Origin of the sequence: Brasilonema octagenarum UFV-OR1, from assembly GCF_963888615.1 — a bacterium.
Taxonomy (GTDB): Bacteria; Cyanobacteriota; Cyanobacteriia; order Cyanobacteriales; family Nostocaceae; genus Brasilonema; species Brasilonema sennae.
The window spans coordinates 1-26,762 of the sequence record NZ_CAWPKW010000089.1 but is presented as its reverse complement, the minus strand read 5'-3'; the positions used below and the strand labels follow the sequence as shown (position 1 = coordinate 26,762).

General features: G+C 40.8%; 23 protein-coding genes and 2 pseudogenes. 8 read left to right on the top strand and 17 right to left on the bottom strand.

The features are described 5' to 3' along the window. Positions 1-35: 35 nt before the first annotated feature. A pseudogene (locus AC5590_RS06650) lies at positions 36-140 on the top strand (fatty acid hydroxylase); the annotation flags it as partial. Between the two features lie 13 nt (positions 141-153). Here the strand turns inward: AC5590_RS06650 and AC5590_RS06645 are convergent. The 5 genes from AC5590_RS06645 to AC5590_RS06625 all read right to left on the bottom strand — a co-directional run bounded on the left by AC5590_RS06645 (position 154) and on the right by AC5590_RS06625 (position 5,965). Further along, a complete protein-coding gene (locus tag AC5590_RS06645) occupies positions 154-894 on the bottom strand; it encodes an amino acid ABC transporter ATP-binding protein (RefSeq protein ID WP_169263394.1) in 741 nt (246 codons plus the stop codon). Between the two features lie 83 nt (positions 895-977). Next, a complete protein-coding gene (locus tag AC5590_RS06640) occupies positions 978-2,636 on the bottom strand; it encodes a mechanosensitive ion channel family protein (RefSeq protein WP_248277140.1) in 1,659 nt (552 codons plus the stop codon). A gap of 199 nt (positions 2,637-2,835) precedes the next feature. Beyond that, a complete protein-coding gene (locus AC5590_RS06635) occupies positions 2,836-3,870 on the bottom strand; it encodes an amino acid ABC transporter permease (protein WP_169263392.1) in 1,035 nt (344 codons plus the stop codon). 10 nt (positions 3,871-3,880) lie between these two features. After that, a complete protein-coding gene (locus tag AC5590_RS06630) occupies positions 3,881-4,798 on the bottom strand; it encodes an amino acid ABC transporter permease (protein WP_169263391.1) in 918 nt (305 codons plus the stop codon). 123 nt (positions 4,799-4,921) lie between these two features. After that, a complete protein-coding gene (locus AC5590_RS06625; RefSeq protein ID WP_169263390.1) occupies positions 4,922-5,965 on the bottom strand; it encodes an amino acid ABC transporter substrate-binding protein in 1,044 nt (347 codons plus the stop codon). A gap of 54 nt (positions 5,966-6,019) precedes the next feature. On the opposite strand from AC5590_RS06625, the gene AC5590_RS06620 reads away from it, so the two are divergent. The 3 genes from AC5590_RS06620 to AC5590_RS06610 are packed head-to-tail and all read left to right on the top strand — an operon-like array spanning position 6,020 to position 6,902. Continuing rightward, positions 6,020-6,178: an element excision factor XisH family protein gene (locus AC5590_RS06620; RefSeq protein WP_348982680.1), complete on the top strand. Its 159-nt coding sequence runs from the start codon at positions 6,020-6,022 to the stop codon at positions 6,176-6,178. A 15-nt stretch (positions 6,179-6,193) separates the two neighbouring features. Further along, a complete protein-coding gene (locus AC5590_RS06615; protein ID WP_211178280.1) occupies positions 6,194-6,343 on the top strand; it encodes a hypothetical protein in 150 nt (49 codons plus the stop codon). 34 nt (positions 6,344-6,377) lie between these two features. Continuing rightward, positions 6,378-6,902 (top strand): GNAT family N-acetyltransferase, encoded by a 525-nt coding sequence (locus AC5590_RS06610; RefSeq protein ID WP_169263388.1) that lies wholly within the window; start codon positions 6,378-6,380, stop codon positions 6,900-6,902. Between the two features lie 372 nt (positions 6,903-7,274). Here AC5590_RS06610 and AC5590_RS06605 read toward each other — a convergent pair whose 3' ends face one another. The 3 genes from AC5590_RS06605 to AC5590_RS06595 all read right to left on the bottom strand — a co-directional run bounded on the left by AC5590_RS06605 (position 7,275) and on the right by AC5590_RS06595 (position 9,567). Continuing rightward, positions 7,275-7,979 carry a haloacid dehalogenase type II gene (locus AC5590_RS06605; protein ID WP_169263387.1) on the bottom strand — a complete coding sequence of 235 codons (705 nt, stop codon included), beginning with the start codon at positions 7,977-7,979 and terminating at the stop codon, positions 7,275-7,277. Between the two features lie 12 nt (positions 7,980-7,991). Beyond that, positions 7,992-8,693 (bottom strand): GntR family transcriptional regulator, encoded by a 702-nt coding sequence (locus AC5590_RS06600; RefSeq protein WP_169263386.1) that lies wholly within the window; start codon positions 8,691-8,693, stop codon positions 7,992-7,994. Positions 8,694-8,859: 166 nt separating this feature from the next. Next, positions 8,860-9,567 carry a rhomboid family intramembrane serine protease gene (locus tag AC5590_RS06595; RefSeq protein ID WP_169263385.1) on the bottom strand — a complete coding sequence of 236 codons (708 nt, stop codon included), beginning with the start codon at positions 9,565-9,567 and terminating at the stop codon, positions 8,860-8,862. A 120-nt stretch (positions 9,568-9,687) separates the two neighbouring features. Between AC5590_RS06595 and AC5590_RS06590 the strand changes: the two genes are divergently transcribed. Continuing rightward, positions 9,688-11,799 (top strand): tetratricopeptide repeat protein, encoded by a 2,112-nt coding sequence (locus AC5590_RS06590; RefSeq protein ID WP_169263384.1) that lies wholly within the window; start codon positions 9,688-9,690, stop codon positions 11,797-11,799. 44 nt (positions 11,800-11,843) lie between these two features. On the opposite strand, the gene AC5590_RS06585 is transcribed toward AC5590_RS06590, so the two are convergent. Together AC5590_RS06585 and AC5590_RS06580 are read right to left on the bottom strand one after the other, a co-directional pair. Continuing rightward, the gene (locus AC5590_RS06585) at positions 11,844-13,658 is read right to left on the bottom strand and encodes a serine/threonine-protein kinase (RefSeq protein WP_169263383.1); all 1,815 of its coding nucleotides are present in this window, start codon (positions 13,656-13,658) and stop codon (positions 11,844-11,846) included. Between the two features lie 287 nt (positions 13,659-13,945). Beyond that, entirely contained in the window at positions 13,946-15,505 is a 1,560-nt protein-coding gene (locus AC5590_RS06580; RefSeq protein WP_169263382.1) for a YcjF family protein, read from the bottom strand. 463 nt (positions 15,506-15,968) lie between these two features. On the opposite strand from AC5590_RS06580, the gene AC5590_RS06575 reads away from it, so the two are divergent. Both AC5590_RS06575 and AC5590_RS06570 read left to right on the top strand, forming a co-directional pair. Further along, positions 15,969-17,648 carry a sensor histidine kinase gene (locus AC5590_RS06575; protein WP_348982679.1) on the top strand — a complete coding sequence of 560 codons (1,680 nt, stop codon included), beginning with the start codon at positions 15,969-15,971 and terminating at the stop codon, positions 17,646-17,648. A gap of 201 nt (positions 17,649-17,849) precedes the next feature. Next, positions 17,850-18,374, top strand: coding sequence for a DUF937 domain-containing protein (locus AC5590_RS06570; RefSeq protein WP_169263381.1), 525 nt, complete (start codon positions 17,850-17,852; stop codon positions 18,372-18,374). 289 nt (positions 18,375-18,663) lie between these two features. Here AC5590_RS06570 and AC5590_RS06565 read toward each other — a convergent pair whose 3' ends face one another. Then, positions 18,664-20,259: an alkaline phosphatase D family protein gene (locus AC5590_RS06565; protein ID WP_169263380.1), complete on the bottom strand. Its 1,596-nt coding sequence runs from the start codon at positions 20,257-20,259 to the stop codon at positions 18,664-18,666. A 412-nt stretch (positions 20,260-20,671) separates the two neighbouring features. Continuing rightward, positions 20,672-21,442, bottom strand: coding sequence for an SDR family NAD(P)-dependent oxidoreductase (locus AC5590_RS06560; RefSeq protein ID WP_169263379.1), 771 nt, complete (start codon positions 21,440-21,442; stop codon positions 20,672-20,674). Between the two features lie 192 nt (positions 21,443-21,634). Here AC5590_RS06560 and AC5590_RS06555 point away from each other — a divergent pair, with 192 nt between their 5' ends. Continuing rightward, a complete protein-coding gene (locus AC5590_RS06555) occupies positions 21,635-21,799 on the top strand; it encodes a hypothetical protein (protein ID WP_318284123.1) in 165 nt (54 codons plus the stop codon). Between the two features lie 118 nt (positions 21,800-21,917). On the opposite strand, the gene AC5590_RS06550 is transcribed toward AC5590_RS06555, so the two are convergent. The 5 genes and pseudogenes from AC5590_RS06550 to mnmE form a co-directional block, all read right to left on the bottom strand. Further along, positions 21,918-22,397, bottom strand: coding sequence for a hypothetical protein (locus AC5590_RS06550; RefSeq protein WP_169263378.1), 480 nt, complete (start codon positions 22,395-22,397; stop codon positions 21,918-21,920). After that, positions 22,375-23,298 (bottom strand): hypothetical protein, encoded by a 924-nt coding sequence (locus AC5590_RS06545; protein WP_169263377.1) that lies wholly within the window; start codon positions 23,296-23,298, stop codon positions 22,375-22,377. Before AC5590_RS06545 ends, AC5590_RS06550 begins: the two co-directional genes overlap by 23 nt. A 399-nt stretch (positions 23,299-23,697) precedes the next feature. After that, positions 23,698-23,826, bottom strand: a pseudogene (locus AC5590_RS06540) (cell-cell signaling protein); the annotation flags it as partial. 111 nt (positions 23,827-23,937) lie between these two features. Further along, positions 23,938-24,996 carry a lipase family protein gene (locus AC5590_RS06535; protein ID WP_169263376.1) on the bottom strand — a complete coding sequence of 353 codons (1,059 nt, stop codon included), beginning with the start codon at positions 24,994-24,996 and terminating at the stop codon, positions 23,938-23,940. Positions 24,997-25,196: 200 nt separating this feature from the next. Then, the gene (gene mnmE, locus AC5590_RS06530) at positions 25,197-26,579 is read right to left on the bottom strand and encodes a tRNA uridine-5-carboxymethylaminomethyl(34) synthesis GTPase MnmE (RefSeq protein ID WP_169263375.1); all 1,383 of its coding nucleotides are present in this window, start codon (positions 26,577-26,579) and stop codon (positions 25,197-25,199) included. Positions 26,580-26,762 lie beyond the last annotated feature (183 nt).

Genomic DNA, 26,762 nt, shown 5'->3' with positions numbered 1-26,762 from the left:
TTACTGAGAACATCATGAAGGCGATGCTCCAGCAGGGTTACGGCGATATTTTCACATTTTTTGAACAGCCAGCAAAAAGCTGGTTGCGTTTGTTACGTCTGTTAAGACTACGTTTCTCGCACTTACTTGTGTTTCAATGATATTGAGGTTTTGTTAAAGAATTTGAGATAGGAATTTGCGAGTGCGATCGTGCTTGGGACTTTGAAAGAAAATACTTGGTGTGGCTTCCTCTACAATCGTACCGCTATCCATTAAGATCACGCGGTCAGCAGCTTCGCGAGCAAATCCAACTTCATGGGTGACAACAACCATTGTCATACCATCAGCAGCAAGGGTTTTGATAACGTCCAAAACCTCCCGCACCATCTCCGGATCTAAAGCGGAAGTGGGTTCATCAAAAAGCATAACTTTAGGCTGCATAGCTAATGCTCTTGCAATAGCTACTCGTTGCTGCTGTCCACCTGACAACTGTCCTGGATATTTCTGTGCTTGTTCCAAAATTCCGACTCGTTCTAGCAACTGCATCGCCGTTTCTTCTGCTTTGACTTTGGTCCACTTGCGCACCCAAGTTGGTGCCAAAGTGATATTTTGCAATACTGTCAAATGAGGAAACAAGTTGAACTGTTGAAACACCATCCCGACTTCTCGCCGAATTGCCTCAATATTTCGTAGGTCATTCGTAAGGTCAATTCCATCAATTTCAATTCGTCCCTGTTGATATTCTTCTAAAGCATTAAAGGTGCGAATAAAAGTCGATTTTCCCGAACCAGAAGGTCCCATCAGTACTACGACTTCTCCACGATTAACAGTTAAGCTAACCCCTTGGAGAACGTGAAACTTACCATACCACTTGTGGATATCTTGGGCAATAATAATAGGCTTTTGTTGGTTCATAATTATTTTTTCATGAGTTATTAGTTAAAAGTTCTACTCCATTTTCTCACTTTTATTATGACTCATGAGATTTGAGCCGACGATCACTTCTGTGAGTCGGGTTGATTGAAGCCATTACTTGGAGAAGAAATTTTAAAACCGGGTGCTGTGTAGTCTTGAGAAAGATAGTTTTCCGGAATGGTGATCTGATTGCCATCCCGGATCGCATAGTATTGAGGCGAGAGGATTTCAATGCCTGCTTCGTTACACTTGTCTTGGATGTTCTGATGCAATTCTGAGTAGATTCTTGCCATGATGTGGGGTTTTTTAGTGTGGGCATTCAACTCATAGCTAACATAGAAATCATCTAAACTGGTTTGTAACACGAACGGTGTAGGATCTTTCAAGATGTGTTGAGTGGCAAGACCTGCGTTAATTAAGACTTCGTGGACTTTTCGCCAGGGTATGTCATAACGCAGTGTTAATTTTGTGTGCAAAACAAGCGGTGTGTCGGAGTCTTGAACTAAGGCGCTATAGTTAGTCACCTGGCTATTGAGAACTGTTGAATTGGGAATTGTGATTACCACATTCTTGACAGTACGAATCCGCGTTACCAGAAGTGTCTTTTCTGCAACATCTCCAATAGCATCGCCAATTTTGACGCGATTACCAACCTGAAACGATCGCGTGTAAATGAGAATTACGCCAGCAACAATGTTTGCAACCGCAGCGGAAGAACCAAGTGACAACAAAAGCCCCAGAAAAATAGAAATACCTTGAAATGCAGGAGATTTTGCTCCAGGTAGATAAGGAAACACCACCACTGCTGCCAAAGCGATAATTAAAAATGTTGCTAACTTGTAGGTGGGTTCTGCCCACTCTGGATAAAACCAGGGGAAAGTCCTATCCCTGCCTAAGGCTTTGAGAACCAGCCGGGTAAAGCGAAGGATATAGTAAGTAACAACGATAATCACAGCAATCATCAACAATTTTGGGAGATAGGCTAAAAAACCCTCCCACGCACTCTTAACAGCAACAACCAGGTTGTGAACTATGACGCCTTCCAATCCCCTTGTCCAAGGGAAGAAGCTGATAACAAGGGTGAAATAAACTGCTAGAATACACAGCCAGAGAGCTAGGCGAACTAACTCAGCGAAGCGAGTCAGTAGAGAGGCAACCTGAGCTTCAGATAGCAACTCAAAATTGTCGATTCTCATCGCTGGAACTGTTTGTTCATGATGATTAAGTCTGGCAAAAATTCGGGCAAAGCCCTGATGAAGTAATTTAAATAGGATTAATAAAGTAATCGTGGCAATGACGCTATAAAAAACTCCAAACAAGATGTACTTTAAGCTATGTTCTTGTCTATATTTTTTAATCACAGTTTGAATCTTGCTAGTATACTCACGCGCAAGTTCTTGTCTAAGTTTGCCTGCGGCTTTAGCATCTGCCTCTGTAACTGTAAAAAGTACTTTTTCTCCTGCTAATATATTGACACTATTTTCTTCTTCCTGAGTCTTCAGCGCCGTAACTGGAATAGATACATCCTCAGCTAGGGCTTGGAGTCTAGTGTTGACTGCTTGCGAGCGCTCTGCTACTGAGAATGATCCAATTCGTGCCTGGATTACAAAAATTTGATCATCCCCCACAACGACAGGAATTCCATCAACTGGATTACCATTTGTAGCATTTGTTTGAGAATAAGCAAAGGGTACTGCTGTAATCGTCACAAATACTGCCAGGACTAAGGAAATGAATTCCATTAACTGCTTTTTCAAGCTAAGTCTCATTTTTTATAAAAAGTTTAGAGTTTGTTTTTAAAGTAATAGTACTCTCAAGAATACAGGAAACAGTGAACACAACAGAAGAGGAATTGTGTTTCTTTTCCTTTTATATCACTGTTTAAACTCGATCTGGTTAATTATAAGCATCAAAATTATAGTCATATACCTCATTTTTCTATTACCTTTGACCCACACCCAATTCCTTTTCTAAGCGTCGAGAAGCTAGCGACATGGAATAGCAAAAGACCCAATAAATAAATGCAATGAATAAATAGACTTCTGCATAGCGGGCAATAAATTGAGGTTGAGCCAGGATAGCACGAGAAATTCCTGTTAATTCCAATAATCCAACAATTGATAACAAAGAAGTATCTTTAAACAAACCAATAAATTGACCAACAAGGGCTGGAATAACAGCACGTAGCGCTTGGGGAAGAACAATGAGTAAAACTGTTAAAGGAGCATTCAACCCTAGTACTTTAGCAGCTTCAATTTGTCCGCGTGGAATTGATTGAAGACCACCACGTACATTTTCTGCTAAATAAGCAGCACTAAAGAAAATTAAACCAGCAATTCCCCTTAGGACTCTGTCTAAACGGTATTCTACTGGTAGGAACAAGGATAACATCACTTGAGCAAAGAACAAAACTCCAATCAGTGGCAGTCCTCGGATAATTTCAATGTAGAGGATACTAAACCAACGCACAACAGGTAGCTGACTTTGACGCCCCAATGCTAATAAAACACCCAAAGGAAAAGAGAGAACAATACTAATTACCGCCATCACCAAAGTCAGCAACAAACCATTCCACAAATTGCTTTCTACTGGTTGCAGTCCAAAGCCTCCCCCAATCAGCCATAGGATAATTGGAAAAGAAAGCGCCCAGCCAAGTGGTAACCAACTGTTCATTTGACGGGGTAAGCGTTTTGTAAAAGTTCCCCATGACAAGCCAGTCAGAGCGAGGATAATAAACAGTGACAGCCACAATCGCCAGTAAAGTTGTTGTGGAAAACGACCAACAAAAAATAAAGATAAATTGGCTGTGATGACTTGCCATTTTGCTTGAGTCAATACCCAAGTCAGGACACCTTTGATACCAAAAAAGAGCAACCAGAGACAGACAACAGTGAGAATACTGTTGTACCAGTTGTTAAACAGATTTTTCTGTAGCCATTGTAAGATAGTGGGTTTTTGACTTTTAAAAGAACTCATTTTAAAAAACTCATCTTTCCTTGAGTTGCACGCTACGGTTTAACAAATTCATCCCTGAAGAGATGATCAGGCTAATGGTCAGATAGGTAACCATAATTAACAGAATAACTTCTACAGATCGACCTGTTTGGTTAAAAGTTGTGGAGGCGACAAAGTAAATATCAGGATAACCGATCGCAATTGCTAAACTAGAATTCTTCGCTAAATTAAGATACTGACTGGTTAATGGTGGAATAATCAGCCGCAAAGCTTGGGGAAAAATCACTAGCCGTAACATGAGATTCGGCTTAAAACCTAATGCTCGTGCAGCTTCCCACTGTCCTTTAGGAACTGATAAAATTCCCGCTCTCACAATTTCGGCGATGAAGGCACCAGTGTATAGTGTTAGTCCTAAAATGAGTGTTGATAATTCAGAAGAAAGTTCTATTCCAAAAGGAAGGGTAACTCCTCGATTATTAATATTTATAAACCCAAGTAGGGAAATTTGATTTTCTGTTTTTGGCAAAGTGAGGAAAACCGCAAAGTACCAAAAGAACAATTGCAGAAGTAAAGGTGTATTGCGTAAGATTTCGACATACACTAGAGCTAGCTGACGTACTAACCAATTATCCGATAGCCGCCCCACTCCCACAGTAATACCAATAATTGTTGCCAAAATAATACCAAAAACTATAACTCGCAATGAGTTGACTAGTCCAACTAATAAAGCACGGCTGTAGGAGTCAGAAGATTTATAGGGAATGGGGGTTTCGCCAATATCGAAGGATGCTTGGAATTGTAAAAAATCAAATCCTAACTGGAGACCTAGCCGGTGGAGATTATATATTAGGTTGTGCCATAGTATCATCACGATTATGGCAACTATGAACGCGGCTATTACCTGACCGAGAATAGGAAAAAACTTTCGGTTGCGCCAAATTGGAGTCATAGTAAAACAGTGAACAGTGAACAGTAAACAGGGAACAGCGGAGTCAGTGAACAGTGAACAGTAAACAGTTAACAAAAGAAACAGATCCGTATTTTATGTTGTAACTGATAACTGATAACTGATTTATCGAAAGGGTGGAGCGTAAAGAATACCACCTTGATTCCAAAGTTTGTTTGGACCGCGTTCCAATTTCAACTCAGAGTTTTTCCCTAAATTCCGCTCGTAAATTTCACCATAGTTGCCTACGTTTTTGATAATATGAACTACGAAGTCGTTTGTTAAACCCATGCCTTTACCAAGGTTACCTTCTGTACCTAGCAAGCGCTTCACTTCTGGGTTATTACTGTTTGCTAATTGACTAACATTTTGGGAGTTGACTCCGAGTTCTTCAGCATTGATAAGAGCAAAAATTGTCCATCTCACCATATCAAACCACTTAGAATCTCCATTGACTACAGCAGGTGTAAGAGGTTCTTTTGACAGCACAGTATCTAAAACAACATGATCATCCGGTTTAGATAGGGTGGTGCGACGGGAAACGAGTTGAGAACGATCTGCAGTGACGCCTTCGCAGCGACCTTGCTCGTAGGTGGCAAAAACCGTGTTAGCATCTTCAAAGACCAAAGGCTTGTAGTTAACACCGCGTTGCCGCATTTGGTCTGTCAGGTTTTGCTCGTTGGTGGTTCCTGTTCCGATACAGATGGATTTGCCCTTGAGGTCTTCTAGCTTCTGAATACCACTATTTTTTTTCACCATTATGCCTTGACCGTCGTAAAATACCACGGCAGTAAATTTTATACCTATAGAGGTGTCTCGGCTCATACTCCAAGTGGTATTTCGGCTGAGGATATCTACTTCGCCCGTTTGCAAGGCTGTAAAACGTTCTTTGGAGTTTAAGTTGCGGAACTCTACTTTGTTGGGGTCATTAAAAATTGCTGCGGCGATCGCCCGACAAACATCCACATCCAGCCCTGCATATTCACCGTTAGACTTAACATAGCTAAATCCTGGCAATTGTCCGCTGACACCACAGATGAGCTTACCACGGCTTTTGATTGTATCCAACAGACTTCCACCACTTCCTCCTATTTGTCCAGCACAAGCACTCAGTGAAAAGACTAGGGGTAAAGTAGCTAGCAGTGATAACCCCCGTTTGAGCTTCAACATTTACCAATTTTCTCCTCTGCTCAATAAAGACTAAGATACTTTATTGTTTCCTAAATGGTTGCAGAGGTGATCTGTTTATACTGGAAATGTTATGGCAAGCTATGTACGCTCTCTATGCCAGCTAAAGATATTTACCATTATGCGGTGAGAAACGCTCTGGAAAAAGAAAGTTGGAACATTACCGCATCAGATGATTTAAGCATTAATATATAGCAATCCTACTGAGTTGTGAAAATTAACGAACCGCCAAGACGAGCCAGCGCTGCAGGAGGGTTTCCCGACCTAGGCGACTGGCGTCGCCAAGAGCGCCAAGAAAAGAAAAAGAAGCTTATGCGCAAGCGCAGGCACTTTCACACAAATGATTTAGGACTGCTATAGATGAACCAAAGTAAGAAACCAAAAATCGCAACTTATGGAAAGCTTAGAAAAAGTAAGTTTAGAGAGTACAAGACTAATTCTCCAAGGGATTTCGCTGGAATACACAGAAGATGTGTTTCGGGAATTCACAAGCGAAATTACCACCTTTATGTATCCGAAACCAGCTGACAATATCAGTGAAACCGAGAAGGTCATCAAAGGTATGATTCAACAACGAGAAAAGAAAACTGACCTAGTGTTGGTAATTCTCAAGAAGGATACTTTGGAGTTTTTAGGAATTTGCGAGGTTGGTGCTATTGAAACTGATATACCGGAGTTAGGAATTTGGATAAAAAAATCAGTTCACGGTAATAGTTTTGGTAGAGAGGCAATTTATGCATTGAAAGACTGGGTGGATAAGAATTTGGAGTACAAATATCTTTCCTATCCTGTTGATAAAAGAAATATTCCCAGTCGGAAAATTGCGGAAAGTTGTGGGGGTAAAGTATTTCGCGAGTTTCAACAGACTAACAAGAGCGGTAATCTTCTCGATGAGGTTGAATACAGGATTTATAAATAAACGACATGTTCTAAACTAAAACTAACGTCGTAAACGCTAAAAAAAACATTATGAACATTGATAAACGCTCTTTTTCAGAATTTTTTACTGAATGTGCTTGTTTCATATTTTGCGGGAGCGTTAATCGCGCCCGTGGTTGGCTCAGATCTTGCACCTCGACTTTAGTACGCCTTGAACTTCAGTTCAAGGCTCATAGCCAAAGTCCGTTAAAACGGACTCAAAGATTTACCCAGTCCGTTTTAACAGACTTGAACTTTGAGCCAAGAAATTTATTTCTTGGCGGACGAGAATTCTAGTGCAAGATCTGAGGAGACGCATTCGTCTAATATTCACTCTAGACGAATGCGAACACGTGAAACCAATGATGGTACTTCAAAAATTGATTTTTGCAGCCAAACTTTTCAAATCTGGTACTTCCAAATCTGGTTTACCTTGAGCAGGTAAAGCAGCTCCCGAACCTTCTTGCCCTAATCTACGATTTACCCAAACTGTCGATAACCCAAGGGAATTTGCCGGAACAATGTCGTGGTAAACACTACAAGCGACGTGCAGGATGTTTTCAGAGGGAATGCCGATTTCTGCGAGACGGGCGATCGCCACGTGAAAATTTTGCACAGAAGGTTTATAGCTTTTCACTTGCTGTGCAGTCACAACCTCATCAAACTTAACTTGCAGATGTTTTGCACTGAACGCAAATAGGTCATCGTCAACATTAGAAATAATTGCCAGCTTCAATCGCCGTTTCAATGTCTTAAGAGCTTCAACAGTATCAGCAAAAGGTTGCCAATCCTTGATAGAATCAGCAAGCGCATTTAACTCCTCAGAAGAAGGCGTAAATCCAAATTGTTCTCCAAACTTTTGCACAACCCCCTTGAGAACATCTTTGTAATTACGGTACTCTCCCTGCTCAAGACTAGATTCAAAACGAGCGAACCACTCAAGGATTTCGTTCTCACTCAATTGAATATGATGAGACTGCAAAACTGGTTGCAACGCCTCCAGCACACCTTTTTCCCAATCAATCAAAGTTCCATAGCAGTCAAAGGTTAAGACTTCATATTGATTCAGATCAATCATGGTTTATGCTCCCTAGCTCAATGCTTTGTCAGCTGAATTTTGTTTTTCTATTTCTTGCAGGTGTTCGACGAGTGCTTTACCATCTGTATTGTGATTTCGGGCGATTAGCTCTGCTCTTGACGCATCGCCTGAGCAAATTGCGTTTACCAATTCCCGGTGCTGCTCTATGATGTCATCTAAATCTGGGTGCAGCGCATTGCAGGAAATGATGTAAAGACGGATTTGCTGTTCAACAATCTTGTACTGTTCCTGTAACCGCCGATGACCAGCAAGTTGAATAATTGTTTTATGTAGAGCAAAGTCTCCATCAGCCACTTCGTTCCAACTGTTTTTCTGGGCTGCTTTGACTAATTGCTGCAAGGCAGCATTGAGTTGTTTTGCCTGACTCGGTGTGATTGCAGCAGCTGCGAGTCTCGCCGCCAAACTCTCAAGTGCACTCCGTAGCGTATAAAGCTCCCAAGCATCCTGGGAACTCAATCCCGAAACAGTACAACCTTTGTAGGGGAGCTGTATAACCAAGCCTTCATAGGTTAACTGTTGCAATGCTGAGCGTATAGTTGCACGACTTAGATTAAATTCCTTTGCGAGGTTGATTTCTAGCAAACGACTACCCGGTGCAAGTGTACCATTGAGAATTTGTTCTCGAATGACATCAGCTGCTTGAACATCTAAGCTTCGAGGTATGACAACAGGCTTGGGTTGGTTCTGTTTCATTGTGATTGTCGTAAATATACGAACAAGTTGAGCCACAGTTACAAATCTGCAACTTGTGGTTTGATTGCAAACTATTCATACTTTGACTCTAAACGTCAAATTGTAGATTGTCAACAATCGACAATCTACAACTGAAATTAAGCTTATTTTGTGGAAGTCCTTGTCACTAAAATCTCTGTAGTAGCTTGATAAAAGCCACACCAATAAATAAGCCCGAAAATTGCGCCAAATAACCAACACTTATGGGGTTAACGCCACCAGGAATATTCAAACTCCCAATTCCGTAAGAAATCTGCTGCACAAACCACCAAAATAAATAGAAATAAGCTGGTACTTGTATGGGAAGAAACACAATCAAAAGGGGCAGAATAGTGTCAATTTTTGCTTTAGCGAACTTAAAGACATAAGCTCCTAAAATAGCTGTAATCGCCCCATTTGCTCCAATCAATGGCACAGCCAAACTCGGTTCAGCTAGAATTTGGATGAATCCGGTAAGAATGCCAGAAACTAAGTAAAATACTAAAAATCGTCCGTATCCCAGAATGCTTTCAATCGTTTTACCAAAAACCCACAAAAATATCAAATTCCCTAAAATTTGGCTAAAACTGCCATGAAGGAACATTCCTACAAGCAGTGAAGTCAAACTCTTCAGCACAACTATCCAAGCAGCTGGGTTTCCAGCAAGTGCATTTGCAAAAGCTGCACTGATTTGTGCGGGAACGACGCCCCAGCCATTGACAAAAATGCCCAATGTACCACCAAGCTCAAGTGTCAGTTCCCATAAAAATAGACCAATGTTAATGCCAATAAGACAGTAAATAATTATTGGCTTTCTCCGTTTGAAAAAGTAAATGCGATCGCTAATAGGAATCATATCAATAAGTCATCAGTTACATAGTTATTCTCTTTATCTGGCTTATCCCCTTATCGACCCTTAACAGAAGCTGTGGCAAGATTGGAATCAGACTGTACTACATGAAACTAGGCTAACCAAATGTTGGGAACCATACTTGTTGGACGATACCAAATTATTAGTCACTTGGGAGGAGGGGGATTTGGTGAAACTTTTGTTGCTTGTGATACTCAATTACCTGGTTCTCCTCAATGTGTCGTCAAAAAACTCAAGCCCCAAGCTAGTGACCCTGATACTTTGCAAACAGCCAGACGCTTATTTGATACAGAAGCGAAAGTTCTGTATAAATTAGGCATTTATGACCGCATTCCTCAACTTCTAGCTTACTTTGAGGAGAAACAAGAATTCTATCTCGTACAGGAATTCATAGAAGGTCATGACCTCAGCCAAGAAATCATACCAGGAAAACCCCTAAATCAAGACCAAGTTATTTGTCTTTTAGAAGAGATTTTAGAGATTTTAGATTTTGTCCATCAGCAGCAAGTTATTCACCGTGACATCAACCCACGAAACATCATCAGACGCAAGCTGGATGACAAGTTAATTTTGATTGACTTTGGCGCTGTCAAACAAATCACTACCCAAGTCATTGTTCCTAGTGGAAAAACAAAATTTACCGTTGCGATCGGTACTCCAGGGTATACTCCCAGCGAACAAGCACTGGGAAATCCAAAATTCACTAGTGATATCTATGCTTTAGGGATACTTGGCATAGAAGCACTCACGGGATTATCTCCTGAAGAACTAGAAAAAGATACAGAAACTGGTGAGATTGTATGGCAAAAACACACCTCGGTCAGTCAGGATTTTGCCAAAGTTTTAAATAAAATGGTATGTTATGACTTCCGGGAACGTTATTCTTCTGCAAAACTTGCCCTACAAGGTTTGAAGGATTTAAAAAACTCAAAATCTCAGATGATGACATTGAGTTTTGGTATACCAAAGCATAATATAAAGAAAAATTTACAGAAAATTAATCCACCTAAAAAAAAGGACATAAAAAAGATTTTAGTGGGCATAGGTTTAATTGGGATAGGTGTAGGAGCATCTATATATATTGCTCATGCGATCAATTCTGTGAATGCTACTGAATTGTATAAGCAAGCCAATACCCTATATGAGTTACAGCGTTATCAAGATGCTTTATCAACATATGCAAAAGCGGTTAACATCAGACCAGATTACGCTCAAGGATGGAATGGACAAGGTAAAACTTTGTATGAATTGAAAAAATTTCAAGACGCACTTGCAGCTTATGACAAAGCAATTCAAATAGAACCAGATTATTTAGAAGCTTGGAGTGGACGTGGATTTGCATTGAATAAGTTGCAAAGATACCAAGAAGCGATCGCCTCTTTTGAAAAAACATTGCTTTTGCAAAAAAACTCTCCGGAAGTCTGGAATGCAAAGGGAGAAGCTTTAGCTAAATTAAATGAGTATGACCAAGCACTGAAATCTTATGAGAAAGCCATTGAATTGAATAAAGAATATTATGAAGCGTGGTACAATAAAGCATTGTTGCTACAAAATTTAAAACGTTACGATGAGGCAATAACAGCTTATGATAAAGTACTTGAGTTCAAACAAGACTATGAAAGAGCTTGGTATAACAGAGGCAACGTTTTAGTTAATTTGCAACGCTATCAAGATGCAGTTGCAGCGTATGAGAAAGCAGTCCAATATAAACCTAGTTTCTACCAAGCTTGGTTATCTAGAGGTAATATACTTATCAAATTGCAACGTTATCCAGAAGCGCTTGAATCTTTTCAGCAAGTCATTAAATCTAATCGTAGAAATTATCAAGCGTGGTATGGTAGTGGATGGTCACTACATCAAATGAAACGCTATGAAGAAGCAGTTTCATCTTATAGTAAGGCAATTGAATTAGACCGTAGAAATTATCAAGTCTGGTATAGCCTAGGAAATTCACTCTACAATTTAAATAAATACCAACAGGCAATTTCATCTTATAATAAAGCAATTAATTACGATTCTAAAAATTACGATATTTGGTATAGCAAGGGTAATGCCCTGTATAATCTGAAACGTTATAAAGAAGCCATAGCTTCATACGATCAGGTTATTAAACTAAAGCCAGATTATCAACCAGCAATAAACGCCCGCAATCAAGCACAACAACAGGTACCACAGGTTCTCGTTCCAAGTCCTGAGTCTATCTTGAAAAATCCATAGCCGAAAGTTTTTTAATTCTTTCTTCTTGACTTTTGAGCCAAGACTTATCTTATATTCACCTCTTCCATTTGGTGACTTAGGTCAAAAGATTCTAAATTCCTAGCAGAATTGCTGCTGCTCAATGGTTTTTTCATATTTGTAAAAGCTGCTGCTTTTGATGAAGCTATTTTTTGATTTTTAGCTTGCACAATCTGTTGTTTTTGAGTATATTCAACAAGTTTCACTTGAGCTGTAGCATATACAGGAGTATCTTTGGGAACCTGTTGGAGAAATTGAACAGCACTTTTGAAATCTCCCTCTGCTGCTTTGTTGTAAGCTTTCTGTAAGAAGTAAGCTGCTCTAACACTCTTTTTGTGGTTATACTCAGCCAACTTTTGTTGAACTATTGCCCCTGCGGAGCTTTCTTCCGGAATTTGACTCAGATAATCTAAAGCGCTGCTGAAATCTTTTAATGATGCTTTTTCATAAGCCTTGGTTAATAAATCCTGAGTTTGTGCCTCAATATTGACTTGTGCTTGTTGAACTAATTTATCTGTTTTTGTTTGCCAATATAAGATATCAGGAAGTTGAGAGGTTGCACGCAATACATCTGACCAACGATTCTCTTGAAAGGCTTTTTCTGCGGCTTGGTATTGTTGAGTAGCATTCTGCCATTGCTTTTGCCATTCTTCAATACTGGCTTGTGCGTCAGGATAGACATTACTATTCGAGGGAATTGATTTGGCTAGAGCAATTGCTCCGTCCAAATCTCCTGATTGATATTCTTCAGTTGCTTTATATAGTGCTTCTTTTTCTGAATAGGTTGGAGTGTTATGTATGATAAAGTAAGTTCCAAATCCCATGACCAAAGAATTAGCAACCAACCCCACTTTCATTCCTGTCAAGAGTGGAGAGGAATTTAGAGATATTGAATGTTTAGGGTTAGTATTTAACTTACTTTCTGGCTGATTTTTTTCACAGTCCTCTTCAGAAACGGTAAAATCGACATCTACAATGTACGAGTATTGAGTTTCAAACGGCATTTGCTGAAGCGCCCGTAATGCAACACGGGCTGATTGGAATCGCTCTTCGTAGTTGTAACGAGTCATTTGGGTGATAATCGCAGCCAAATAATCGCTAACTGGTGTGCTTGCAGAACGCCACAGAATCTCATTAGTTTGGGGATCTACTTTCAGTTGCAGCGGTGTCACCCCGGTCAAAGCCTGAATGGCAATCATTCCTAAAGAATAAATATCGCTATTAGGTTGTGTTAGACCAATAAATTGCTCTGGTGGTATATAACCCAGTGAACTGACGGGAATGCTATCTAAAGGTAATATCTCATCAATGATTTCAAAATCGATTGATTGAATTGAACCAAAATCAATCAGAACTAACTTGTTATCACAAGCACGTCTGATTAAGTTTTCTGGCTTTATATCACAGTGAATAACACCTTGAGAGTGAACAAAGTCTAAAATCGACAGAACATCTTGTAAAAAGTTGATAACCTCACTTTCACTCCAGAAATGACCCAAATTGAGATTGATGGGAAGTTCCGCTGTGAGTGCGTGTCCTTCTACAAACTCTTGCACTAAGTAGAATCGCTCATGTTCTTCAAAGCACGATATCAATTGAGGAATTTGCTTATGGTGTCCCAATTGTCTCAGTGTTTCAGTTTCTGTAATAAATCTTAACCTCAGAGTTTGTAAGTAGCTTGGTTGGGAACTGATAACCTTGAGCTGTTTAATAACATATTTGGGATTCTCTAAATTCTCAATGTCTACAGCGATGTATGTTTCGCCAAACACCCCTGCACCCAGGGCTTGGACGACTTGGTAACGTCCTTGTAGTACTTTACCGATCATGTGGTTAGTCATTAGCTAGTTACTTAGTCACTGCTTATATAGGTTTTCTAAAATTGCCTCTTATTTCCGGAACCCTGATTCAATTAAATGAAAGGAGCACTGAATATAGCCCTGAGTGGTTAAATAAGAGTTTTGTTTTTCTACGTATTGCTACTTATTTCATATTTTTTTTAGTTATTTAAAAAACATAATAATTTAGATTATCCTAAAATATGAAATAGCGCCACTGCTGTCAAGCACTGGCAATATTACTAATCTGCAGTGTGTGCCAGTTAATGTATCTGGTCTAAGCAGTATTCCTACTGTAAAGATTTATTGTCAAGTTCCTCTTCATCTACTTGAGAACTTCCTTGCAATGGCTGGACGATTCGTTGTATTGCCTGTTGAATAAAAATCTTAATAAATTCATCGCGGCGATTGAGTTGAAACTGTCGCTGCACAACTTCGGTGATTCCCCCGTCACCCCAATCTTGATCCTGGCGAAAATACTCAATAAAACTCTTCCCAGCAATTCGCGTCAAATAAGCGGCTGTCACGCCTTGAATTGCTCTACCAACAATAAAAGTGGCGACATTAAGCTGCAAGGCGGTAGTAAGTAACTGTAATGCTCCCTTGACTATCCCCAAACTAGCAAGAGTTTTTGCCAAAGACAGCGCCAATTCCTTTGCATTCTCCATATTCAACTCACAGCCGTAAACTCTGCCAATTTCCACCACCATTTGAGCATTGACAGCTGCTGTTGCTAGCAAATCAACCACTGGTAGAGGCGTCACCGAAACCACACCAGCACCAATCCACTGAAACCGATCCACAATTTTGTCAGCTTGACGACGACGCTGAGTATCGATGAGTTTCCGCGCTGATTCTCCCAGTCGTACGGATTGTAATAGGATGTTATCTGCTACTAAGTCTTCACCCTCTGCCCGTAAAATCGCTGCCATTCGCCGGACTAAAGGTAAGATATCAGGCTCAGGTTGGAAAATTCCCCCATTTTCTAGTTCTGCAGATTGGGGATTTGCGGCGATCGCCACCACATCACTCGGTGCAATAAATCCCCGCACTTGTTGACGCAACCTCGCCAAAATCGCTTCTTTGTCCTCGTCTGTATACAAATCGCTTTTATTGAGGACAAGCACAGATCGTTTACCAATTTGAGCCAATGCTCGTAACGGCTCAAATTCGGACATCCGTATGTCATTATCCACCACAAACAACAGTAAATTTGCTTCCGTCGCCACCTCTCGTGCAAGTTGTTCCCTTTCGGTTCCCGCCACCCCTGCTTCTAAAATACCTGGTGTATCCGTGATTAAAATCCTGCGTTCTAATCCCTTCAACCTCAGACAATAAGTTTCTCCAACCTGAGTCGTTCCCATTGCTGCATCAACCTTACCAACCACACGTCCCATCACCGCATTCACCAGGGAGGTTTTACCAGCACTCCCAGTTCCAAACACGACAACTTGAATCTCACCGCGAGCCAAATAAGTCTCAATCTCCCGCGACTTACTCAGTAAAGCTTGGCGTGTCACTTCATCTTGAATTTGCGCGACTTGTTGCTTAACAGCTTCTAAAGTAGAAGACGCAGCCTCAGATTTAGCTGTAGGAACTTCTACACTTGGGCGTTGTTTGCGCTGACGCCGTTGATTCTCGCCTCGCCGAATCACGAACACAGAATAGATAAACGCCGCGATTAAGGCTCCGATCAGGAGAATCAGCAAAAACAACAGCAAATTACCCAGCAATGGCGCAGAATAGGAAAATTGCCAATAAAGCCGACTGAAAGAATCAATCAGCCACAGACTCAGTCCGAGAATGACAATGAGACCAACGAGCAGCGTGATAATACGTGACAGAGGCATGGTTGGTAAGAAAAGCGTGGATAAGTAGCCTGATGCTTCTCATGTTAATGGTTTCAGTGTTTTTCGCCACAGTGTGAACAAAGTTATTTTGTTGAATTCAAAACCGAGCTTGTATAAAATTTAGCGTACAAAAATTTGATATAATTCATTTTTTATTCAGAACAAGCTTTATTTGTAAAACTTAAGCAGCAAGTACCACCATAATACCAATTCAAAATTCAAAATTCGTCTTGAAAAGTTTGCGCGTCCGGGTTTCCCGGCGCAAAACTTTTCGCAAAATGAAAAAAGCCAGACATCACAAGGGTTTGCAAGTGTGTATCTGTCGCATTCTTTTTTCAAATTGGTATAACTTGGAAAGTTTTATCAGTTACCAAGTACCCGCAGTTACCAAGAGAAAATACGGGTCTGTTTCTTTTGTTCACTGTTCACTGTTCACTGTTTGACTCTGACTGGGATATAACGAGTGTTCCACCAACTTAGTATTCGACAAAAAATTATCTGTGGGTATGTTATTTCCTTTGGGATTGCTGTTGTGGGAACAACGGTGGGGTTGGTGATAGGCGATCGCTACTTCCAACATGCTAGACAACAGATGATAATGGCAGACCAGGAAGAATCTTTATTGAATAAGTTGCAAATATTGTTGTTGGAAATCGACACTAATCAGCAAGAACAAGTATTTTTGTTAGAGCAAAAAGCTGTACAACAGAAACATTATCAGATTGAAGTATGTCTTAAGGAAACTGAAACGTTATTGAATGAGTTGGGAGAATTTAGCCAAACTAACTCGCAAGGGGATTTGCAAGCTTTGCTCAATAAGTATGACAGCGTACTAACAGAGTATATTCGGCAACTGCGAGTCCTGCTACAGCAAATTTCCTCCCTTAGCCCCAATTCACAGAAAGTTTCAAAAGCAAGGGAACTTATCTGGGAATTTAATCAAATTAAAGCAACACTGAAGTTTTATCAATTTACGCACGAATTAAACAACTTTGCCATATTAGTTCGCCAGCGTGAGGACAAAGCTGATGTCGTTTCAAATGATACTTATGTACTAAAAGGGCTAATTATTATCTGTAGTATGTTGCTGTCAACAGTACTGGCGACCATTTTTGCCTTATATACAAGTCGTGCGATCGCTCGTCCCCTGAAAGCAGTAACAGACATTGCTCAACGCGTTACCCAAGATGCCAATTTTGATCTACAAGCGCCTGTGACAACAAAAGATGAAATCGGCGAGTTAGCCACCTCTGTCAACCAACTTATCCAACAAGTCAAGCAACTTTTAGAAGAACAAAAAGCCGAAACTCAAGCGCGACTAATTCATAGCGAGAAAATGAGCAGTTTGGGCAAAATGTTGGCTGGTGTCGCTCATGAAATCGTCAATCCCGTGAATTTTATTTCTGGTAACCTTGTACACGCGAAAAACTACATTGATGATCTCTTAGCCCTACTGCAAACATACGAAGTTGAAGTTCCTAACTCCCCCACCGCCGTAGAAGTATTAGCAGAGGACATAGATTTAGAATTTCTCAAAGCTGACTTGCCAAAACTCCTAAATTCAGTAGAATTTGGGGCTGAACGTATCCACGAAATTTCCCGAAGCTTGAAAGACTTTTGCCGTCTGGATGAAAGAGAAGTTCAGCTAGTTGACATACACGTATGTATCAACAGTACGCTGTTAATTCTACAAAACCGCTTAAAAACCGGTATCAGTGTTATGTGTCACTACGGTGATATTCCACCCATTCCAGGCTATACAGGACTACTGTATCAGGTGTTCATGAATCTCTTGAGTAATGGGATTGATGCTGTAGAGGAAAAGTCTGCTCTGGGTTCGGAGTTTTCTCCTACAATTACGATAAATACCGAACGCCAGGACAATAATTGGGTGAAGATAACAATTGCAGACAATGGCTCAGGTATTGCACCCCAAAACCAAGATAAAATTTTTGAAATGTTTTTTACGACCAAACCGCGAGGTCTTGGTACTGGATTGGGTTTATCAATTAGCTATCAGATTATTGTTGAAAAGCATCTTGGCGAAATAACTTTCAAGTCTGAGTTGGACAAAGGTACAGAGTTCACTATTTCTCTACCTATTGATAGAAGTTCACCACCGCTATTGGGCTTACAAGCTTGAGATATAGGACTCATCTTTGATTTTTGACGAAGCTAGGTACACTTTCTGTTAAGCGTTCCCTACCTCCACTTTGTCTATTCACTAAATCAAACCGGATTCCTATAGAAAAACCTTATTTTTTACTAAATACTTCGGAACAAGTCGTCGCTGGTGTGTCAGAATTTGGTTTTGTAAGGATGAGTACACAGGGAGAAAAAGCTCATGGGACTTTTTGACCAAATTATCGGTGCAATTGGAAATTCTAGTCAGCAAGGGAATATGGGTCAGATTGGGAATATCCTCAACACCGTACAGCAATTAAGCAATAATGCTGGTACAGACCCCTCCACAATGCAATCCGTTTTGGGTATTGTTGGTGGTCAGGTACGTTCAGCTTTACAACAGAAACGAGATACAGAAGGTCCGGAAGCAGCGCAAGAGGTCGTAAATCAGTTTGGCGATACTTCCCCTAATCCCCAAGCTGTTAACTCTCTTTTTGCTCCTTTTGTGCAGCAGCAGTTGGCTAATACTGTTGCCCAGCGCACAGGGTTGAATGCAGGAGTGGTTCAACAATTACTACCAAGTGTGGTTCCTTTGATTCTGAATGTATTAAGAACTGGCGCAAGTTCTCAAAATTCTCAAGCAGGAGGAAATCCAGTACTGAATTCTTTTCTCGATGCAGACGGCGATGGCGATGTTGATATTTCTGATATCATGCAAATGGCTAGCCGGTATCTGGGTCGGTAATAGAGAAATGCGAATTTCTCATTGCTAATAAGTAGGGTAGGTATGAGTAATGCCCAACGCCCTTCGGGTTCGCCAGTCGCCTAGGTCGGGAAACCCTCCTGCAGCGCTGGTCTCACCAGATGCCTAGGTCGGGAAAACGCCAGGTGCTACAACGGGGGGAACCCCCCTCCGGGTTCGCCAGTCGCCTAGGTCGGGAAACCCTCCTGCAGCGCTGGTCTCACCGTAAGGCGCTGCTCTCCGCAACGCACTGGCTCCCCTCCTGCAGCACTGGCTCCCCTACACAGGATGTTTAGTCTTTTTCTGGTGGTAAGTCTACACTGTAGAGAGTTTTACCTTCCAAGTTCACCAATGCAACTCTCATCACCTCTGTATAACCATCAATTTTGACAGTACCAAAGAATTGGAAACCCTCACTTGGAGGTCGATTTGCTTTCAAATCTTCAGGTATACCTAGGAACTTCACCTCTGGACCAAAGGTATTGTCGAGTTTGTTTGGTCCAAACGTACCAGAGTTGAGAGGACCTGCGACAAACTCCCAGAAGGGTTTGAAGTCTTGAAACTGTGCTTTGTTGGGGTCGTAATAGTGTGCGGCGCAGTAATGTACGTCAGCAGTTAACCAGACAACATTCTTGATATTCTTTTCTTTGATGAACCGTAGTAAATCAGCAAGTTCTAGTTCCCGTCCCAAGGCTGGACCATCTGAGTTCGCTAAGTTTTCAAAGTTGGTGGGACCATCTGGAACGACTAGTCCAATAGGCATGTCACTTGCAATGACTTTCCATGTTGCTGTTGATTTCCGCAATTGGTTTTTCAACCAACGCACCTGTGCATTGCCTAAAAATGCCGTTTCTGCACTTTGTTCTGTCTGACGATTGGTTGTGTTTGGCCCCCGGTAACTGCGTTCATCTAGCATGAAAATTTCTAAGTTAGGACCATGCTTAAAAGAACGGTAAATTCTGGTTGGATCATCAGCATTGATCTGAATTGGTACGTATTCTAAAAATGCTTGATTTCCTCGCTGTGCTAACAAGGATACGTCCTTGACTGTGTAGCGACTATCATCAAGTATCTCGCCTGGATACCAGTTGTTTGTGACCTCATGATCGTCCCATTGCGCTAGTATGGGTACTTCAGCATTAAAGCGACGGACGTTTTCATCCAATAAGTTATATATATAGTTACCACGAAATTCTGCTAGGGTTTCAGCAACTTTTGATTTTTCTGGTGTGGTGATATTTTTCCAGATACTACCGTTATCTAGCTTGACTTCCGCTTGAATCGGACCATCGGCATAGATATTATCACCAGAATGAATGAAAAAGTCTGGCTTGAGACTCCGCATAGTCTCGTAAATCTTCATTCCACCAAAATCTGGATTAATACCCCATCCTTGACCAGCAGTATCCCCTGACCAAGCAAAGAATACATTTTGCCGATATGCAGCAGGAGTTCGGAAAGTACCCTGGACAGGGGCGCTGGAAATTTTTGTATCAGATAAATCCCGGAAAGTCACCCGGTAGAATATTTGCTGATCTGATGGTAAATCTTTGAGATAAACCCGTGCTGTATAGTCGCTGGCATCTATTGCAGTTGGTCCAACAATACGCTGTGCGCCACGGAAAGATTCATCAGTTGCATATTCTACAATCATTCGGGCTGGGCGATCGCTCCGACTCCAAACAACAGCTCTATTCCCATTGATGTCACCACTAGCCACTCCATAGGGTATGGAGGGACGTGCTTTCTCAGGTGTGATGATAGCAGGTGCTTGAGCAAAACCTGTTGATTTTGAGAAAACGTTTGTCGCAATAATTCCACCACTGGTGATCGCTGAAGTTAGCAAGAACTGGCGACGGTTGAGCTTGAGTGAAGAATTAAATTTCATAAAATTAAGAATTGGTTAAAGTTGCTATTTGGAATTGAATGAACATCAAGTAATGTATTACAGCAAAGACATTTTACGAGTTATATCTAACGTCTACGCGCTTTGCCCTCCAATCCTATAAACTTTATTTAGCGTAGACTTTAAAATTTAACTGAAAGCGAAAAAATGAAAACAAGCATCAATTTCAAGAACAAATATCAGGTAATACCTTAAACCAGATTAATAACTTATTAAGTTATCATTAATGTGTCCCCATTCATATCAAATGGAATTGCTTGATACTCACAATAATTCGATTGACAGCACTTCGTCAATGCCAAAATTTATAACCGTTTCTTAACCTGATTTGCCTAGAAATTTAACCTAATATCTTGATAAGCTTTAGAAAAAAACTCTTTTATTTTCACTTTTTTCACCAAGGTAAGCGGCTACCATCCCAGGAAAAAAATTGCCCGCTATCCCCATCCTGAAGCTGTTCGATGACAGCGAATAATTGATTAACTGTGCGTTCCACTGGAAACAATTTTTCAGGAGGTACATTTGCCTGAAATGGACGAGAAAGGCGTGTATCAGTTGTCCCAGGATGTAACATAACTATCACAGTCTTGGGACTCGTTCTTCTATACTCAATAGCCGCTGTTCGCATTAACATATTGAGTGCAGCTTTGGAGGCTCGATACCCATACCATCCTCCTAGTTGGTTATCACCAATACTACCTACCTTAGCAGAAATACTGGCGAAAACACTGCGCTCATGATGACGGAATAAAGGTAACAGGTGTTTGGCAAGCAGGATAGCCCCAATACTGTTGACTTGGAAGTAGCGGATCAAAGACTCTGAATTGATACGTTTTAAACTTTTTTCTGGTTGCAAAGCACCCTCATGCAGCAATCCCACACAGTTAACAACTAAATGCAACTTGTTAACTGCTGCACTTATCTTTTGAACAACATCAATAATCTGCGACTCATCAGTAATATCCATCGACAGACAAGTTAATTTGTCTGGATATTCGCCTTCAAGAGTTAATAAATCAACAGCGGATTCTGGCTGACGATAAGTCGCATAGATTTTGGCAAACCTGTCATCTTGCAGTAATTTTTGCACAAAACCTAAACCAATGCCTTGGCTTGCTCCTATGATGAATGCGTTAGCGTTGTTAAGTTCTTGGAGAAAAGACATTTGTTTATATTCACAAACTTTGTAAATCAATATAAATCATTTTCATGCTATAATTTTCACATCATTTTTATTTCTTTGCTGTTGAACCGCATGGAAATCACAAAATTATCCAGTGAAGAACAAGTACGTGTTCCTGAATCTTAGCGGGAAGCTCATCACTAAAAAGTTGGTCAAGAACTCATCGCTATTGATATGGGTGATGGAATTCTTCTCAAGCCAAAAAAAGTTTTTCCAAAAATTAAATTAGATGATGTCGGAGATTGCTTAAAATATCAAGGCAAGCCCAAGAGTCTTGAGGATATGGATAATGCTATCCGCCAAGGTCTAGAAAAGTTATGGCATGATAGCAACGGATGACTTTAAACCCCAGATGCACACAGAGAAACGCAGACAAATTAAACGATTAATGTTAGTAAAACAAAGAGCCTTTGCGGTTTTAAGACTGTCAAGGCTCTTTATTTTAGTTGTTATTAACTTAACGGTTCAATTCGATATTAGATGTGGTACACTGTTGGGGACTTGACTGGGGTCTGATCGCAGTAATGTAAAAGGTTGACACTCCTAAGAATAAAACGGCGATCGCGCCTCCCCATAACCAAACAATGCCTCTTTTTTGCTTAGATATGTTGGATGCGTTAGATTGAGTAACTTGCTCTATTTCTATAGGAGTCTCGGGAGGAGTAACTTGCTCTATAACTGTGGGGGCGTAAAGCTTCAAGCAGTAGTCTAATGTAGCAGGTAGGGATGTTTCGTCTAACTCTCGCCACTCGACTTGATAATTGCCATTTCTAAAAACATTCCCATACAAAACTCCATGCTTGTTTTTGTGATTTCGCAAATTGAAAATAACCTTATGCGTGAGGTAGACAGCCACGCTGGGATCATCTCCAATTGGTCTTTCTTTAGGGTCAAATCCTCTGAATTTTAGAAATTCAATTGCTTGTTCTAACGTCACCGTTTTTCAACCTTACACTGTTTACAAAAGTAGACAGAATTTCATACTGGTAGTTAGTAACCTCTTCGTCCCAATCAACTAGGTGAGACTGTGGAGTCATTCCCCAAACGTCTTGGATGATCTGCTCGGTACTTCTGCCAAGAGATTTTTGATGTCTAACTAACTCTTCATCATTTTGAATAGCTGATTGAATTTTTTTATTATCCCGAGCTTTTTCGACAAAAGCTTTTGGTCGCTCCAACAATCCTTTGACTCGCGTTGTAACTGGTATCAAGTTTTGCGGTGTGTGAATATTGATCTGATTGTTGTATTCCTTAGTGCCTTTTTTCTCAGGCTCTCTGTCCATGTTAATAGTAGTAGTGTAGGAAGCAGCATTCCCAGAATCTGTTGTGATAACAGTTAAGATCCAGGGAACGTCCAGTTTGAAAAGTTTAGCAGCCCATTCTCTTATAGTGATCTCCTTGTTATACTCTGATCCAAAAACACTTCTGGCTTTTGGTTGCAACTCTTCCCAGGTAGAAAGCTCGATTACTGATTCGCCAAGGTGAGCGACATTCTTTTCGATGGCATAACGAAGCTTATTCCACCACTTCCCAAGCGTCCCATAAATTGCTGGATCTGCGACTTCATCACTCTGTAGATAAAACTCTTCAAACTCGTTTGGGTCTACTAAGCGCAAGCTTTCATATACTGCTGGTGTAATTTGGGCTTCTCGTAACTTTTCTTCAATAAGGGCGATCGCTTCTTCATTTTCGGAGTCTGTCCCTTTCAATATCGCCGCAATATCTTCCAACACGATTTGAGGATTTTCACCCCCTTGTTCACAAAAAAGACGAACCACCTTTTTGCAGAATGGACGACGGTTTGAAAACAAATAATCAACTTGATTCAGAGTTGACACTAATCCTCTCCCAAAAATGTACTCTATGTAGAGTACATTTTTGAAAAAGTAAATTACGGAAAATATGCCAAAACATCCATCACAAAAAGTTTGGCAAAAGACGCACAAGGATAAAATTGATCAATACCAAAGGAAATATCTAGACAACAAGGTAAGGATATGTGTAGTTTTAGACAAGGAACTGGTAGGGCAAATTGATAGAGTGAAGCCATCAGACCAGACTTATGCATCCTGGATAAAAAGAATATCGCGGGACTGGCTGAGTCAACACACGGTAAATTCGCTTTTACCGAATAATTGAAGGTAATGTTGTGGGCGCGTTGCAGACGAAGCGACGAGCGCAGACGCCAAGGGCGTATCGCTTTTTCCGCTTTTGCAGCCAGTCTTTTAATTGTTCGTTCTTATTGTCGCATAGATTTTGGCAAACCTGTCATCTTGCAGTAATTTTTGCACAAAACCTAAACCAATGCCTTGGCTTGCTCCTATGATGAATGCGTTAGCGTTGTTAAGTTCTTCGAGAAAAGACATTTGTTTGCTTTAATTAAGAAAATATCAATCTTTTTAATATTAGGAATCATGAAGGTTGGGTAACTAAATCACAACAGGACACCCCAACCCACAACTTGAGTTATTACGTGACTAACTAGAGACAGATTTATTATTCACTTCCCACTCCTCTCTATGTTTTTTCAAATTGACAATATATTGCTTCATCATATGATCGCCCAAAAGGTCAGCGCGATCAAATAGACCTCCAGTTGTCAAAGAACCTGGGGCTATTTTTAACAAACTATCTAAATGTCCAGCTATCCTATCAAGCCATTTATCGGCAATACCTAAACCCTCGTCATGAAGAACACCATCTTTGTCAAAATACTTCAAATGTCCAACGTGGTAATAGTCAACCATTGTGTGGACATTAACTATATTTAGCTTATGAGAGCGGGGCAGATATTTAACAATATTGGGGATTTTAACAGAAATATCCGATTGACTCAGAGGAAGAAAAGGCACAATATCATTATTATTAGCAAAACGAAATGTCTGGTTTACAAACCTCTTGTTAAAAGCTTCAACAAAGTCCTCACTACCAACTTTAGGTTGTCCATAGTTATATAACCCGTTTGGGACAATGTTGAGTTCAAACAGACAATGAGCAGTAGCCATGACTGCTAAACCAGCTCCTAAACTATGCCCTGTAAACCACAGAGTTTTGTCTCCTTTATTTTTAATGTAAGGCTCTATTTTATCCCAAATTGACATCAGAGCGTAATATATTCCAAAATGTACGCCGTAACCTCCAGGTCCTTTAGTACGCTGTATGATTTGGGAATCTGTTAGCCAATCTATCCTTTCTTGAGAACCGCGAAAACCAATAATCACTACCTCTTGATTTTCTAGTACGATCGCTTGGGTATCTGTCAAACTCCAAGTATCACTGTCAAACCAATTTAGCTTTGTTTTATCTAGAGCCAGATCTGCAACATGAAATTTTGAAATCCAACCTGGTACATCTTTTTGAAGGTTTGGATTTAGTTGTGTCCCATTTTTATAAGCTAAGGAAGAAATCAGTCCCAAAGTGTAGGCATTATTTGGGTGATAGCCAACTGCTTGTGGCTGAAAGTAAAAAGGCTCATCCTGCAATGTCTCCATCACGTTTTGCTGATTGGTGATGAGTTGTTTCAATTTATTAAACATGACAAATCCTTGTAATGAGTTGCGTTTAAATTAGTATTCCCCTATACGCTCAACTTATAGGATTTTAGTGATATCATGTTTGCCTAATTACTTACAATAAAAAGACCTCACCCCCTTCCCCTCTCCTTACTAAGGAGAGGGGTGCCCGGAGGGCGGGGTGAGGTTCTTCGTTTTTTATAAGTGTTCATTCGAACATGATATTACTTACCAATACAAAACTTACTAAAAATCCGGTCTAGAACAGATTCCGTCACTTCTTCGCCTGTTATTTCCCCTAAAGCATGAATCGCGTCTCGTAAGTCAATTGTCCAGAAATCAAGAGGTAACTGCTGGGCAATTGTCGCCTGGACTTGTTCTAGAGATGTTTTCGCTTTTATCAATGCGGCTGCTTGTCTTTGGTTAATTGCTAAATCTAAGTCTGCGGCTTGGACTTTGCCTGATTTGACTTGTTCTAAGATTGCAGTTTCTAGAGCATCAATACCTTGGTTTTGAGCAGCGGCTGTTTTGACAACATGGTTGATACTTGTTGGATATTGCACCTTTTCTGGAGATGCTAAGTCAACTTTATTAATCACCAAAATTAAGGGACGATGTTGCACTTGAGAGTAGATTTCTTGGTCTAGTGCTGTCCAACCTGCTGTGGCGTCAATGGTCAAAAGCACTAAGTCGGCTGCACTAGCTGCACGGCGCGATCGCTCAACCCCAATCTTTTCTACTTCGTCTTGTGTTTCCCGAATTCCCGCAGTATCCAATACCTGCACAGGAATTCCACCGACAACTAACTGCGATTCCACCACATCGCGGGTTGTCCCAGGTAAATCGGTAACAATGGCTCTATCGCTTCTACTCCAAGCATTCAACAAACTTGATTTTCCGACATTCGGACGCCCAACGATCGCCACTTTTAAACCTGTCCGCAGCAGTTCCCCTTTATCCGCAGTTGCAAGAATCTGGGAAATTTCTGCTGAGATTCTCTCAATTTCTGATATGATGACTTTATCATCCAGCGGAGCTAAGTCTTCCTCAAAATCTATCCTGGCTTCAATTTCTGCCAAGATATCTAAGGCGATCGCCCGTAGCTGACGAATAGGAGAAGCTAATTTCCCTTGTAAACCAGCGAGTGCTGTTTGTGCAGCTTGAGGCGATCGCGCTCCTACCAAATCCGCTATACTTTCTGCTTGAGTTAAATCTAGTCGTCCATTCAAAAACGCCCGCAAGGTAAATTCTCCTGGTTGTGCCAGTCTTGCGCCATTTTCCAAACACAGTTGCAAAACTTCTTGCACCACCATAATTCCCCCATGACACTGGAACTCCACCACATCTTCACGCGTGTAAGAACGGGGTGCTTTCATAATCAGCAAAAGTGCTTCATCCACCAATTGCTGCGTTTGGGGATGCCGGATGTAACCATAAAGAATGCGGTGACTTTCCCATACTTGATGCCCTGGTGCACAGAAAAGAGTTTGGGCGATGTGGATTGCTTGTGAACCAGAAACGCGGACAATCCCAACACTACCCTGCTGGGGAACAACAGCAGTGGCGATCGCGGCAATGGTTCCAGTAGTAGCAAAAATTTCTGACATTTGCGCCCTTTTAACCAAGACATAGAATTTATTTGGAATCTCTTCTCGATTGTAGAGACTTCGTATGATACGCTTGCTGTTTACCTTCAATTTTATAAGGAGGGGTGGCTGAACCCCCAACCCAGCAAAACCTCACCCTGCCCTATCGGGCATCCCTCTCCTTATTAAGGAGAGGGAAAGATT